The 12,052-nt window shown below is 60.5% G+C and carries 13 protein-coding genes and 1 riboswitch; of the genes, 7 read left to right on the top strand and 6 right to left on the bottom strand.

Going from position 1 to position 12,052, the window contains the following annotated elements; translation table 11 throughout:
• Positions 1-4: 4 nt before the first annotated feature.
• Positions 5-238, bottom strand: a riboswitch (cobalamin riboswitch).
• A 153-nt stretch (positions 239-391) separates the two neighbouring features.
• Positions 392-976, top strand: a complete 585-nt coding sequence (locus tag ACM6IT_RS11675; RefSeq protein WP_056721715.1) for a hypothetical protein — start codon at positions 392-394, stop codon at positions 974-976.
• Positions 977-1,042: 66 nt separating this feature from the next.
• Positions 1,043-2,356, top strand: a complete 1,314-nt coding sequence (locus ACM6IT_RS11680; RefSeq protein WP_414918037.1) for a PQQ-dependent sugar dehydrogenase — start codon at positions 1,043-1,045, stop codon at positions 2,354-2,356.
• A gap of 24 nt (positions 2,357-2,380) precedes the next feature.
• Here the strand turns inward: ACM6IT_RS11680 and ACM6IT_RS11685 are convergent, their stop codons facing one another.
• The 6 genes from ACM6IT_RS11685 to ACM6IT_RS11710 form a co-directional block, all read right to left on the bottom strand.
• Positions 2,381-3,043: a class I SAM-dependent methyltransferase gene (locus ACM6IT_RS11685; protein WP_414918038.1), complete on the bottom strand. Its 663-nt coding sequence runs from the start codon at positions 3,041-3,043 to the stop codon at positions 2,381-2,383.
• 18 nt (positions 3,044-3,061) lie between these two features.
• Entirely contained in the window at positions 3,062-3,598 is a 537-nt protein-coding gene (locus tag ACM6IT_RS11690; RefSeq protein ID WP_008049713.1) for a C40 family peptidase, read from the bottom strand.
• Positions 3,599-3,763: 165 nt separating this feature from the next.
• Positions 3,764-4,396 carry a C40 family peptidase gene (locus ACM6IT_RS11695; RefSeq protein WP_056721709.1) on the bottom strand — a complete coding sequence of 211 codons (633 nt, stop codon included), beginning with the start codon at positions 4,394-4,396 and terminating at the stop codon, positions 3,764-3,766.
• Positions 4,397-4,618: 222 nt separating this feature from the next.
• A complete protein-coding gene (gene hda, locus ACM6IT_RS11700; protein WP_007984552.1) occupies positions 4,619-5,323 on the bottom strand; it encodes a DnaA regulatory inactivator Hda in 705 nt (234 codons plus the stop codon).
• A 230-nt stretch (positions 5,324-5,553) separates the two neighbouring features.
• A complete protein-coding gene (locus tag ACM6IT_RS11705) occupies positions 5,554-6,627 on the bottom strand; it encodes an AI-2E family transporter (RefSeq protein WP_056721707.1) in 1,074 nt (357 codons plus the stop codon).
• A gap of 36 nt (positions 6,628-6,663) precedes the next feature.
• Positions 6,664-7,716, bottom strand: a complete 1,053-nt coding sequence (locus tag ACM6IT_RS11710) for a DUF2066 domain-containing protein (RefSeq protein ID WP_056721705.1) — start codon at positions 7,714-7,716, stop codon at positions 6,664-6,666.
• Positions 7,717-8,102: 386 nt separating this feature from the next.
• Here ACM6IT_RS11710 and purM point away from each other — a divergent pair, with 386 nt between their 5' ends.
• The 5 genes from purM to ACM6IT_RS11735 all read left to right on the top strand — a co-directional run bounded on the left by purM (position 8,103) and on the right by ACM6IT_RS11735 (position 12,015).
• Entirely contained in the window at positions 8,103-9,161 is a 1,059-nt protein-coding gene (purM, locus tag ACM6IT_RS11715) for a phosphoribosylformylglycinamidine cyclo-ligase (RefSeq protein ID WP_007984558.1), read from the top strand.
• Positions 9,161-9,811: a phosphoribosylglycinamide formyltransferase gene (purN, locus tag ACM6IT_RS11720; protein WP_056721703.1), complete on the top strand. Its 651-nt coding sequence runs from the start codon at positions 9,161-9,163 to the stop codon at positions 9,809-9,811. The genes purM and purN overlap by 1 nt, the downstream gene beginning before the upstream one ends.
• Before the next feature lie 8 nt (positions 9,812-9,819).
• The gene (locus tag ACM6IT_RS11725; protein WP_056721701.1) at positions 9,820-10,533 is read left to right on the top strand and encodes a DUF3108 domain-containing protein; all 714 of its coding nucleotides are present in this window, start codon (positions 9,820-9,822) and stop codon (positions 10,531-10,533) included.
• Positions 10,534-10,675: 142 nt separating this feature from the next.
• A complete protein-coding gene (locus tag ACM6IT_RS11730; protein WP_046037641.1) occupies positions 10,676-11,092 on the top strand; it encodes an OsmC family protein in 417 nt (138 codons plus the stop codon).
• 62 nt (positions 11,093-11,154) lie between these two features.
• Positions 11,155-12,015, top strand: coding sequence for a pirin family protein (locus ACM6IT_RS11735; protein ID WP_414918039.1), 861 nt, complete (start codon positions 11,155-11,157; stop codon positions 12,013-12,015).
• Positions 12,016-12,052: the final 37 nt, after the last annotated feature.

Below are 12,052 nucleotides of genomic sequence, written 5' to 3' on the forward strand. Positions count from 1 at the left end.
CGTGATGCCGCTGGATGAATCAGGCCGGTCTCCGGGCTCATGAGTGGCGCGGGGCCGGACTGTGCGCCTTCCCGCATCGATTCGACACAGTGGCATCACACACAGTTTTCACTCATTTACCGTTGCGGGGGCAGCGCCGGAATTGCGCGCCTTCGACCAACAGAAGGACCCACTCACCGGCTTCCCTGTTTCACTCTGTCGACCCAAGCCACAGAGCACCTGAAACAAGCCGCGAAGGTTAGAGGGTTGGGGGTGGAGCGTCAATTAAAGCCGGGAGGCCATCGGCTGAATAACTGCCATCAATCAATAAACTGACGTCAATCTTGTGCCACGCTCCCAGCAGTGATATCAAAGAGCCACAACCTCACAACACAACAACAAGGGTGAGCCCATGCAAGGCATGATCATCAGTAATCCAAAGCTGGAATTCCTGCGTCCGGTGCTCGAACACTGGTTCGAATGCATCGACCGTTACAACGCCGTCCGCGGCGATGGCGACACACCATACTGGCACGACGAAAAGGCCAATCTCGGACTGCTGTCCGCCGCCGCCTGGATGGCCGAGATGGTCACGCTGCAACAGACGCCCACCCGCAAGCAGACAGAAGAAGGCGAACGCAACAGCCGCGCCGACCTGCTCCTGGCCTCCTCCGAAACCCGCGCCTACATCCAGACCAGCCAGCGCTGGCCACGGGTCAACAGCCTCAACCTGTCCCAGGCCCTGCTCGATATCGCCAGCGATGCGAAGCGCCTGAGCCACGCCAGCGACCTGAAACTCGGCTGCCTGTTCGTCGCCCCGCAAAAAGCCCAGCAAGGCGCCACGCCGGAAGAACTCCAGGACATGGTCGACGACCTGCAAAAGGAACACAGCTGCGCTGTCGCCTGGTATTTCCCTTATGCCTATCGCAAGTTGCGCAACGAAGCCGGCAACTATCACCCCGGCATTGCGGTGCTGTTCAAGGAGGCTCGCGGCTGAGGGTTGAACCATCGCACAACAATGCTTCTCTATGATTAGAACAAGGCATTCATAGGGAAGACCAGCATGCGCACGCCCCCGCTCGCTCTCGTTATCGCGCTCTGCGGAGGGCTCGCCGCTTGTGGCGAGACCTCCCGCCTGCAAGTCTCCGATGGCACCGGCCCATCACCCCGACTACCAGAACCCAACAAGACACTGGTTCCGACCGTGAACATCGCCCCGGCCATCGGCTGGCCACAGGGTGCGAAACCCATCGCCGCCACGGGCACGCAAGTGGCCGCTTTTGCCGAGGACCTGGATCACCCCCGCTGGCTTTATGTGCTGCCCAATGGCGATGTGCTGGTGGCGGAAACCAATGCACCACCCAAACCCGAAGACGGCAAAGGCATTCGCGGCTGGGTCATGAAGAAAGTCATGGGCCGCGCCGGGGCCAGGGTGCCCAGCGCCAACCGCATTACCTTGCTGCGCGACAAGGACCACGATGGCGTCGCGGAAACCCGCACGGTGTTTCTGCAGAACCTCAACTCGCCCTTCGGCATGACCCTGGTCGGTAATGACCTGTATGTGGCCGACACTGATCGCCTGCTGCGCTTTCACTATGAAAGTGGCGATACGCAGATCAAGTCGCTGCCGATCAAGGTGGTCGACCTGCCGGGTGGCCCGCTGAACCACCACTGGACGAAAAACGTCATCGCCAGCATGGATGGCAGCAAGCTGTACGTCACCGTGGGCTCCAACAGCAACGTCGCCGAAAACGGTATGGACAAGGAAGAAGGTCGCGCGGCGATCTGGGAAGTGGATCGCGCCACCGGCCAGCAGCGGATCTTCGCCTCCGGTCTGCGCAACCCCAACGGCATGGCCTGGGAACCGCACAGTGGCGCGCTGTGGACCGCGGTCAACGAACGGGATGAAATCGGCAGCGACCTGGTTCCGGACTACATCACTTCGGTGAAAGACGGCGCATTCTATGGCTGGCCGTACAGCTACTACGGCCAGCATGCCGATATTCGCGTTGAGCCGCAAAACCCCGACCTGGTGGCCAAGGCGATCGCCCCGGACTACGCCGTCGGCCCGCACACGGCATCACTGGGCCTGACCTTCGCCGAAAACAGCAAGCTGCCACCGCCCTTCACTCAAGGGGCATTCATCGGGCAGCACGGCTCATGGAACCGCAACCCCCACAGCGGCTACAAAGTGATTTTCGTGCCGTTCAGCGCTGGCAAACCTGCCGGAAAGCCCGTTGAAGTGCTCACAGGTTTTCTCAACGACAAGGACCAAGCCATGGGCCGCCCGGTGGGCGTGGTGATCGACCGACAGGGTGACCTGTTGGTGGCTGATGATGTGGGGAACAAGGTGTGGCGGGTTTCGGCAGTCAAGTAAGTCACTTGACCTGTGGGAGCGGGCTCAGCGTTTGCGACAGAGTGTGAGCCCGTCACCCAACGGCAACAACGACAGATCCACCCGCACATCGTCTTTCAACGCCCGATTGAGTGCCTGGATCGCCCGGGTGTCCGCGCTCTCGGGGCTGGCCTCGAGCACGCGCCCGCTCCATAACGTGTTATCGAACACTGCCAGCCCACCGCCCCGCAGCAAACGCAGGGCGTGTTCCAGATAAGCCGGGTAGCTGGCCTTGTCGGCATCGATGAACACCAGGTCGTACTGCCCGCCCTGCCCTTGCCGCTCAAGCTCGGCGAGGGTGTCCAGCGCCGGGGCCAGTCGCAGGTCAATCCGTTCGGCTAGCCCCGCTTCCTGCCAATAGCGCCGTGCAATGGCGTTGTAGTTGCCAGGGATGTCACAGCAAATCAGCAAACCGTCAGCAGGCAATGCCGCCGCCATGCACAGTGCGCTGTAGCCGGTAAAAGTGCCGACTTCGAGCAAGCGCCTGGCCCCCGTCAGCTTTACCAGCAAAGCTAGAAACTGCCCCTGCTCGGGTGCCACCTGCCAGCGTGCCATCGGCAGCGCCTGGGTCTCATCGCGCAAGCGCTTGAGCAGCGGCGTTTCGCGCAGGGAAACATCGAGCAGGTATTGGTACAGATCGTCGTCGAGATTGAGCGTGCGAGCAGTCATGACCACCGGCTCCGGAAGTTATGGATTGCGCGCCAAATGTTCAGGCTGCAGCACACGCTTGGCGCTCAGGTAAGCCTTTTGCCAATACGCCTTGGACAGGCTGTCGAGCTTCACGGTGCCACCGGTGGCCGGCGCGTGGACGAAACGCCCTTCTCCCACGTAGATGCCGGCATGACTGACCTGGGAACCGCCATTGGTGGCGAAGAACAGCAGGTCGCCGGTCTGCAAGCCTTCCTTGCCCACATTCGCCGCTTGCATGGAGATCATCTCGCGCGTGGTGCGCGGCAAGGCAATGCCGGCGACATCGCGGTACACGTAAGCGATCAGGCCGCTGCAATCAAACCCGGAATCCGGTGTGTTGCCACCCCAGCGATAAGGCGTGCCCACCAGCCCAAGGGCGCGAAACAGCACGTCTTCCGCTTCGGGCGAAAACGCTTGTGACGAGCCAAATACGATGGGAGCACGAACCACCGGCGCAGGAGGCGGTGTGCGACTGGCGCAGGCACTGAGCAGCGCTGCGAAGAACATGATTGCGAGGCGGGCCGACGTCGTCATAAGCAGAACATCCTGATCTGGCTGCGGCTTTTTCTGCGGGGAGCGCAGAAAAGAAAACCGCCTGCGTTGGACGCAGGCGGTTTGCCATCATTTGTAGATCAAGATTCTAGCGGCTACACGACAAACTTCAAGTAAGACTTTAAGTTCGCCTTACAAATTGTCCGCTTATTTGCGTGCAGTGACGATTGGCGATGCGTTAGGTGCCATTGCCAGGGCGCGCTTGGCTTCGATGAAGGTCTTGCTCCAGTAGCTGTCGCCCAGGCTATCGATGCGCACACCACCGCTGCGGCGGCTGCTGGAGTGGATGAACTGGTTGTCGCCCAGGTAGATCCCGGCGTGACTGACGCGACCACGACGACCGTTGGTTGCGAAGAACAGCAGGTCGCCCGGCTCAAGCTTGCTGCGCGAGACCAGCGGAGCGTCCACGTTGATCATTTCGCGGGTGGAGCGTGGCAGGTTCATGCCCGCTTCTTCGCGGAACAGGTAACCGATGAAACCACTGCAATCGAAGCCGGCTTCAGAAGTACCGCCGAAACGGTAACGGGTACCGATCAGGGACATGCCACGTTCGAGGATGCTGTCGGCCAGGACTGGAAGCTGGTAGGACTTGCCGCCAGCGAAGTCTGCGAGTTCTTTTTCGGTAGCCAGCTCTTCCTGAAAGAGAGCGGAAGACTGGGCAGTGGCCGAGTGTTGAACCTGCTGTTGCGGAGCTTGCTGGGCCACTGGAGTGTGGGCAGCGCAACCGAACAACAGGGTGACGAGTGCGAGAGGCACGAGGGGTGCGAAGCGATTTAGCATGGGCACGACCGTGGCTGATAGTTGTAAAGAAGCCGAGACTATGCCCGCTATCAACCTCATTTGCAAATTCAATCGATGTTTTTGTGACTTATCCGTTTCTCGTTTACATCTAAGCGCTTAAGCCCATTTTAAACATGCACGCGGCCTGCAACCTTGCAGGAAAGCGGGATATCTGGCGCCTGAAAGATGCCGAACCGCCTAAAAGCTCCGGTTTCAGCGGGTTTACCAGCCGAGGGTTTCTTTCAAAAACGGGATTGTCAGCTTGCGCTGAGCCTGGAGGGAGGCCTGGTCGAGACGCTCGAGCAACTCGAACAGCGCACTCATGCTGCGGGTACCGCGAGTCAGAATGAAATGCCCGACTTCATCGGTCAGATGCAGGCCGCGACGGGATGCGCGCAATTGCAGGGCACGCAGTTTGTCCTCATCGGACAGCGGACGCATCTGGAAGATCAAGGCCAGGGTCAGGCGGGATTTGAGATCCGCCAGCTTCACCGGCAGCTCACGCGGGGATGTCGATGCGGCAATCAGCAAGCGTCGACCGCTGTCACGCAAGCGATTGAACAGATGGAACAGCGCCTCTTCCCAGTCCGCTCGCCCGGCAACCACTTGCAAATCATCCAGGCAGACCAGTTCGTACTGTTCCAGGTTGTCGAGGATTTCGATGCCGCGATCGAGCAACTCGGCCAACGGCAGGTACACCGCCGGCTCGCCCAATTGCTCGAAGCGCAGGCAAGCGGCCTGCAACAGGTGCGTACGCCCTACCCCGTCCTTGCCCCAAAGATAGATCAGGCTTTCGGTCCAGCCGGCGTCGGCTTCGCACAGCCGCTCGACATAGCCGAGTGCAGCGGCATTGGCGCCTGGGTAGTAGTTGATAAAGGTGGCGTCGTCACGCAGACGCACACCTAGGGGCAGCTGAATCGGTTTCATGCTGACTGAACAGTTCCAAAGGAACCGTTAGTGGCCTCTATGTAAAGTTTGCGAAGTTTATACCCGTGAAGCGGGCCGCACAATGCGACAGACCACAAGCAAAATCAAAGGTTTGCGTTAATGCACCGGTTTTGTGACAGATTCTTTGGCGGTGCATGTGACAGTCGGGCGAAGCCAGCAGACTGATCCGGTACGAACCCGGGCAGCCCGCCATCGCCTATTGCCCCCCCTTAAACCTGCGGCTCGTCGCCCCTTCTATAGATCTCAGAATCCTTATACAAATCATTCACATGGCGCACCAGCACCATGATCACCGCGGCGACCGGCAATGCCAGTAGCACACCGGTAAAGCCAAACAGTTCACCACCGGCCAGGATCGAGAAAATCACCGCCACCGGGTGCAGGCCAATCCGGTCACCGACCAGCAAAGGGGTCAGCACCATACCCTCCAGCGCCTGACCGACCATGAACACCGCGACAATGCCGAGCATGGGGTAAAGATCACCACCGAACTGGAACAACCCAGCAAGCAGCGCCGCGCCAATGCCGATGATAAACCCCATGTACGGCACGATCGCCGCCAGGCCGGCAATCAGGCCGATCAGCAGGCCCAGTTCCAACCCGACCAGCATCAGGCCGGCTGCGTAGATCACACCCAGGGCCACCATCACCAGCAACTGCCCGCGCACGAACGCTCCGAGCACTTCATGGCATTCACCCGCCAGCGACACCGCGCGCGCCTCACGATCACGGGGCAACAGGCTGCGGACCTTGGCCATCATCAGGTCCCAATCGCGCAACAGGTAGAAGCTCACCACCGGAATCAGCACCAGGTTCGCCAGCCAGCCAATCAACGCCAGCCCCGAGGCCGTGGCATGGCTCAACACTACGCCGACAACATCAGTGGTCTGACTCATATGCTCGCTGATGGCGGCCTTGAGCTTGTCAAACTTCCAGAAACCGTCCGACAGGCCGAACTTCGATTGCGCCCAGGGCAACGCCGTGTGCTGCAGCCAGTCGAGCATCTGCGGAGCCAGTTCATATAAACGAAACAACTGCCTGGCGAGCAACGGCACCAACACCAACAGCAGCGCGGTGAAGATCAAGGTAAACAGGGTAAATACCGCCACGACACCCCAGGTTCGGGACAGGCCTGCCTTCTCCAGCCGATCCACCAGCGGGTCGAACAGGTAGGCCAGCAGCAGCGCCACCAGGAACGGCGTGAGGATCGGATGCAACAACCAGACAAACACACACAGCAGGACCACCCCACCGAGCCAGAACCAACGCCGCGTATCGGCCATGAACCACTCCATTGCTTCTATATAAAGAAAGAAAAACTACCAGCGAAAACGCAGTTGCGGGATCGGGGCCGGCGCGGCGGCTGGCGCCGGGCTGCCGGCGGCTGGCTGAACGGGCGCTACCGGGGCCGGAACCTGACCCGCCGGCGCTTCCTGCAGCCTCGCCAGCGACAGTTGCGCACGCAGTTGATCGACGCTGCCGTTGACCCGATAGAGAATCCGGTCGCCCTCGACACTTTGCACACGCCCGCCAAACGGTTCCAGCAAACGTCCGAGTGACGCGTAGTGCTCAAGATTCATGCCTTGCACTTCCAGCAGTTGCTCGCTCGAAGCACCGGGTTTGGCGACAAACCGCGGCGCCAGGCGCTCGTTGACCGCCAGCATCACCGCATCGGCCACGGCGGCCTGATCGGCGCCTTGCACGCTGCCCGCCTCTTTTTTATCCCCCAGCCACAATTGCCACTTGGCTTGCCACTGCCCGCCCTCCTCCTTGGCGTGTACCGCGAGCAGGGCGTCGGCGTTGTAGCGTTCCGATGCCGCAAGCAAAGGCGCGGGATCTGCGCCTTCCAGATTCGGCGCAGTGGCGACGATCTGTTCGTTCAGGTCCGCCAACGGCAAGCGCAATGGCAAGCCACGGTGCTGGGCAGCCCGACGCAACGGCATCGCGCTGGCCTGGCCGTCGCCCACCAGGCTTGAACCCTCGGTGGAATCATTCAACCACCAGCCGAGGATCGACGGTCGATTGGCGCCCCACATGGCCAGGCCGGCACGACGCAAGGCCTGCTCGGTGGTGCCCGGGTCGAAATCGACCTTCAGGACTTCCGGCGGCCCGGCCTCAAAACCGTATTGGCTGATGATCTGTTGCGGGTCTTTGCGAATTGCCGCCAGCCCCGGGCTTTGCGCGGCCTTGGGGTCGCCGGTCAGGCGCAACACGAGCGTGTCCAACGCACGCTGGGTCGCCTGGTCGCGCTCCTCGGGCGACTGGCCATTCACCGGCTCGCGCACCAGGTAAAGGCCTTTGACGGTTTCGGCTTGACTGACCAGGCTGACCACTGACAAACAACTCACAAGCAAGAATTTACAAAAACGCATGGAAGATTCCTGATGACAAGAACGGCTGGAACAGACCGCATGAAGACGATCGAGCAAGACTGTGACCGTTGCCCGACGCAAAACATTCACACGCTCCGGGTAAGTTTTCGCACTGTCATAACGATAGACGGTTAATCGCGATACCTTATACAGCCATGCAGGATGCCACCGACACCGCGCATCAACGGTTTTTTTTGACCGGATATGGCCCTGCTGTCGGCCTGAGGATGGCCGCTGCGCCTCAAGCCTGATAAAATCGCGCGCCTTCGCAGACCGGCAACAGCCGGGTAGTGTCCGAATAGCGCGCATGGTTCTCGCCTACGCAGTTTCGGCGCTCCCGACGGACTCGGTCGTTACCCAGAAATCCCCCCCTAAAGGCCTGGATCATGAGCAAGCAACCCTCCCTGAGCTACAAGGACGCCGGTGTAGACATCGACGCCGGTGAAGCATTGGTCGAACGCATCAAGAGCGTCGCCAAGCGCACTGCGCGCCCGGAAGTCATGGGCGGCCTGGGCGGTTTCGGCGCCCTCTGCGAAATCCCGGCCGGCTACAAGCAGCCTGTGCTGGTTTCCGGTACTGACGGCGTCGGCACCAAACTGCGCCTGGCACTGAACCTGAACAAACACGACAGCATCGGTATCGATCTGGTTGCCATGTGCGTCAACGACCTGGTGGTGTGCGGCGCCGAGCCGCTGTTCTTCCTCGACTACTACGCCACCGGCAAACTGAACGTCGACACCGCCGCCCAGGTTGTGACTGGCATCGGCGCTGGCTGCGAACTGTCGGGCTGCTCGCTGGTTGGCGGCGAAACCGCTGAAATGCCGGGCATGTACGAAGGTGAAGACTACGACCTGGCCGGTTTCTGCGTCGGCGTCGTGGAAAAATCCGAAATTATCGACGGCTCCAAGGTCGCTGCCGGCGATGCCCTGCTCGCCCTGCCATCTTCCGGCCCGCACTCCAACGGCTACTCGCTGATCCGCAAGATCATCGAAGTGTCCGGTGCCGACATCGAGAACACCCAGCTCGACGGCAAGCCGCTGACCGACCTGCTGATGGCCCCGACCCGTATCTACGTGAAGCCGCTGCTCAAGCTGATCAAGGAAACCGGCGCAGTCAAAGCCATGGCCCACATCACCGGTGGCGGCCTGCTGGACAACATCCCGCGCGTTCTGCCAAAAGGCGCTCAGGCCGTGGTTGACGTGGCCAGCTGGAACCGCCCTGCAGTGTTCGACTGGCTGCAAGAGAAAGGCAACGTTGACGAGAACGAAATGCACCGCGTGCTGAACTGCGGCGTGGGCATGGTCATCTGCGTCGCTCAGGAGCACGTGGAAACTGCCCTGAACGTTCTGCGCGAAGCGGGCGAACAGCCTTGGGTCATCGGCCAGATCTCCACCGCTGCCGAAGGCGCGGCTCAGGTTGAACTGAAGAACCTCAAGGCTCACTGATGCCTAAGACCTGTGATGTCGTGGTGCTGTTGTCCGGCACCGGCAGTAACTTGCAGGCCTTGATCGACAGCACGCGGACCGGCGACAGCCCGGCCCGCATCGCTGCGGTGATTTCCAACCGCGCCGACGCCTACGGCCTGCAGCGCGCCAGTGACGCGGGTATCGATACCCGCGCCCTGGATCACAAGGCTTTCGAAGGTCGCGAGGCCTTCGACGCCGCGCTGATCGAACTGATCGACGCCTTCAACCCCAAACTCGTGGTTCTGGCCGGATTCATGCGCATTCTCAGCGCTGGTTTCGTACGCCATTATCAGGGTCGCCTGCTCAATATCCATCCGTCGCTGCTACCCAAATACAAAGGGTTACACACTCATGAGCGCGCGCTGGAGGCCGGCGACACCGAGCACGGCTGCTCCGTGCACTTCGTCACCGAGGAACTCGATGGCGGACCACTGGTCGTACAGGCTGTAATACCGGTAGAGTTACAGGATTCGCCGCAGAGTCTGGCGCAGCGGGTCCATGTTCAGGAACACCTGATCTACCCGATGGCCGTACGCTGGTTCGCCGAAGGTCGTCTGGCCCTCGGCGAGCAAGGTGCTTTACTGGATGGACAGCTACTCGCGGCCAGCGGCCACTTGATTCGAAACTAGGAGATTTTATGCGTCGCGCCCTGCTCTTCGCTTGCGCTCTGCTCGCCTTGCCCTTGACCCAGGCGGCAGACCTTCAACCTTTCTCCGCCAGCTACACCGCCGACTGGAAACAGCTGCCCATGAGTGGCACTGCCGAGCGCAACCTCGAAAAAACCAGCGATGGCAAATGGAAACTGAGTTTCAAGGCATCGATGATGATCGCCAGCCTGTCCGAGGAAAGTACCCTCACCATGGACAAGGACACGCTTCTTCCAGAGTCGTATCACTTTGAACGTGGCGGCTTGGGCAAGGCCAAGAAAGCGGATCTGGATTTCGACTGGAACACCAAGATGGTCACCGGTACCGATCGCGGCGACGCGGTCAAGGTTCCGCTGAACCGCGGCATGCTCGACAAATCCAGCTACCAACTGGCTCTGCAGCACGACGTCGCCGCCGGCAAAAAAAGCATGAGTTATCAGGTGGTCGACGGCGGTGAAGTCGATACCTATGACTTCCGCGTGCTGGGCGCTGAAAAGGTCGACACCAAGGCCGGCAAGATCGATGCAATCAAGGTTGAACGTGTACGCGACCCGACACAAAACAAACGCATCACCGTGATGTGGTTCGCCAAGGATTGGGATTACCTGCTGGTCCGCCTGCAACAAGTCGAAACCGACGGCAAGGAATACAACATCATGCTCCTGGACGGTACGGTCAACGGCAAGCCGGTCAAAGGCAGCTGATCCGGATCGATACAAAAAGCCCCGCAGTCGCGGGGCTTTTTTGTGGGTTCTGAAAATTGGAACACCCGACAAGCGCGATGGCTCTATACCTTCAAGGTCTTTTTTGATCGAATGAGTTTTCCTGTCGCCTGCGAGGTTTGCCATGACTGTTACCGTCAATACCGTCTCCGCCGAAGGTTTGCGCCACAGCGTCCAGATCGATGACCACGAACTCTTCGCCGACGCGCCCGTCACGGCTGGCGGAGAGGGCTCGGCTCCGGAACCGCACGATTATTTCGATGCCGCGCTGGGTGCCTGCAAAGCCCTCACCCTGAAGCTGTATGCCAGGAAGAAAGACATCCCGCTGACCGGTGTCGGCGTCGAGGTCAAGCGCGACAACAGCCTGGAACAGAAAGGCCAGTACGCGCTGCACGTCAAACTGACCCTCAAGGGCGTACTCACCGACGCCCAGCGCGATGAACTGCACCGCGTGGCCGATCGCTGCCCGATCCACAAGCTGATGACCACCTCTGAAGTCAGCATCGAAACGCACTTGTCCGAAGGCGCGTTCAGCCAATAGCGGCAAGGGCTGCCCAAGCGGGTTATGCTCGAACGCATTACCCGCTCAGCCTGGAATGCACCATGAACACTCCGCTAGTGATCCGCCCCCGCACCGAAGATGTCGAAGGCCAGCCGATTCTTCGCCCGCTGCCATCAGCCAAGTGCCGCAGCGTCGGGCCATTCGTGTTTTTCGACCACATGCTGGAAACCCGTTATCCACCGGGCAAAGGCATGAACATCCGCCAGCATCCGCACATTGGCCTGTCCACCCTCACCTACTTGTTCCAGGGGCAGATCCAGCACAAGGACAGTCTCGGTTCCGATCAAGTGGTCGGGACTGGCGACGTCAGCTGGATGACGGCCGGCAGTGCCATCGCCCACGTCGAACGCACACCCGAGGCTCTGAAAGAAAGCGGCTTCACGATGCACGGCCTGCAGATCTGGCTGGCATCACCCAAGGACAAAGAGCAAGGTCCGGGGCATTACAGCCACCATCCGGCGTCCACATTGCCGGTCAGCGAAAACCTGGGAGTGAAGATTCGCATGATTGCCGGGTCAGGCTTTTGCCTGGAATCGCCCGTGCCGGTGCTTTCTCCTATGCTGTATGCGGAACTGCACCTGCAAACGGCGACCACATTGCTGATTCCCACCGAGCATGAAGAACGCGCGCTGTATGTGTTGAGCGGTGAGGTGCAACTCGATGGCGAGTCGATAGAGCCGTACTCGCTGGTGGTACTGCCTGCGGGGGAGGAGATGACTCTGTTTGCTGAAAGCGACAGTCACGCCGTGTTGTTCGGCGGTGCTCCGCTGGACGGGCCACGACGGATCAACTGGAATTTTGTCGCGAGCGATCCGGCGGCGATTGATGAAGCACGCCGGCGCTGGGCGGCCGGGGACTGGCCGACGGTGCCGGGGGAAGTTGAGCGGATCGAATTGCCCTGAGATTTTAGTTGCCTGTGGAACCGCCTTCGCGAGCAAG

This window comes from Pseudomonas sp. IT-P4, from assembly GCF_949767755.1.
Lineage (GTDB): Bacteria > Pseudomonadota > Gammaproteobacteria > Pseudomonadales > Pseudomonadaceae > Aquipseudomonas > Aquipseudomonas monachiensis.

What these genes read in the sequence shown, in the direction of transcription:
- ACM6IT_RS11695 (WP_056721709.1), bottom strand. Translation starts at nt 4,396, where the DNA reads ATGCTAAATCGCTTCGCACCCCTCGTGCCTCTCGCACTCGTCACCCTG.
- ACM6IT_RS11705 (WP_056721707.1), bottom strand. Translation starts at nt 6,627, where the DNA reads ATGGCCGATACGCGGCGTTGGTTCTGGCTCGGTGGGGTGGTCCTGCTG.
- purM (WP_007984558.1), top strand. Translation starts at nt 8,103, where the DNA reads ATGAGCAAGCAACCCTCCCTGAGCTACAAGGACGCCGGTGTAGACATC.
- ACM6IT_RS11710 (WP_056721705.1), bottom strand. Translation starts at nt 7,716, where the DNA reads ATGCGTTTTTGTAAATTCTTGCTTGTGAGTTGTTTGTCAGTGGTCAGC.
- ACM6IT_RS11680 (WP_414918037.1), top strand. Translation starts at nt 1,043, where the DNA reads ATGCGCACGCCCCCGCTCGCTCTCGTTATCGCGCTCTGCGGAGGGCTC.
- ACM6IT_RS11725 (WP_056721701.1), top strand. Translation starts at nt 9,820, where the DNA reads ATGCGTCGCGCCCTGCTCTTCGCTTGCGCTCTGCTCGCCTTGCCCTTG.
- purN (WP_056721703.1), top strand. Translation starts at nt 9,161, where the DNA reads ATGCCTAAGACCTGTGATGTCGTGGTGCTGTTGTCCGGCACCGGCAGT.
- ACM6IT_RS11685 (WP_414918038.1), bottom strand. Translation starts at nt 3,043, where the DNA reads ATGACTGCTCGCACGCTCAATCTCGACGACGATCTGTACCAATACCTG.
- ACM6IT_RS11730 (WP_046037641.1), top strand. Translation starts at nt 10,676, where the DNA reads ATGACTGTTACCGTCAATACCGTCTCCGCCGAAGGTTTGCGCCACAGC.
- ACM6IT_RS11675 (WP_056721715.1), top strand. Translation starts at nt 392, where the DNA reads ATGCAAGGCATGATCATCAGTAATCCAAAGCTGGAATTCCTGCGTCCG.
- hda (WP_007984552.1), bottom strand. Translation starts at nt 5,323, where the DNA reads ATGAAACCGATTCAGCTGCCCCTAGGTGTGCGTCTGCGTGACGACGCC.
- ACM6IT_RS11690 (WP_008049713.1), bottom strand. Translation starts at nt 3,598, where the DNA reads ATGACGACGTCGGCCCGCCTCGCAATCATGTTCTTCGCAGCGCTGCTC.
- ACM6IT_RS11735 (WP_414918039.1), top strand. Translation starts at nt 11,155, where the DNA reads ATGAACACTCCGCTAGTGATCCGCCCCCGCACCGAAGATGTCGAAGGC.